Source organism: Candidatus Kosakonia sp. 282A-S69 (assembly GCF_029433855.1).
GTDB lineage: Bacteria > Pseudomonadota > Gammaproteobacteria > Enterobacterales > Enterobacteriaceae > Kosakonia > Kosakonia cowanii_A.
On sequence record NZ_JAROAU010000005.1, the window covers coordinates 172,704 to 172,941 of the forward strand.

A 238-nucleotide genomic window follows, 5' to 3' on the forward strand; every position below is an offset into this window, starting at 1 on the left:
AGTATTCCATTTGGTTTAGTTTCATGGAACCAAGTACATCTTCAGACTTGCTACTCGCTGCAAATGTAGGACCACCACATAACATCATACCGATTTCCACATCTGGGTAGTGTTCATGTGCGTATTTCGTTACTCGCGCACTTGCTACCATCTCGTTATGTACCCCTTGATATTTTGCTTCTGCTAGATTTTCTACTAAATCTTCAGCAATACCTAAGTGATTAAATGATTCATGTTT

At 39.1% G+C, this 238-nt stretch carries 1 protein-coding gene; it reads right to left on the minus strand.

Annotated features, from left to right (window positions below; all coding sequences use genetic code 11):
• Positions 1–238: family 1 glycosylhydrolase (locus tag PU683_RS21645; RefSeq protein ID WP_487246930.1), on the minus strand; the 238-nt coding region annotated here is incomplete at both ends.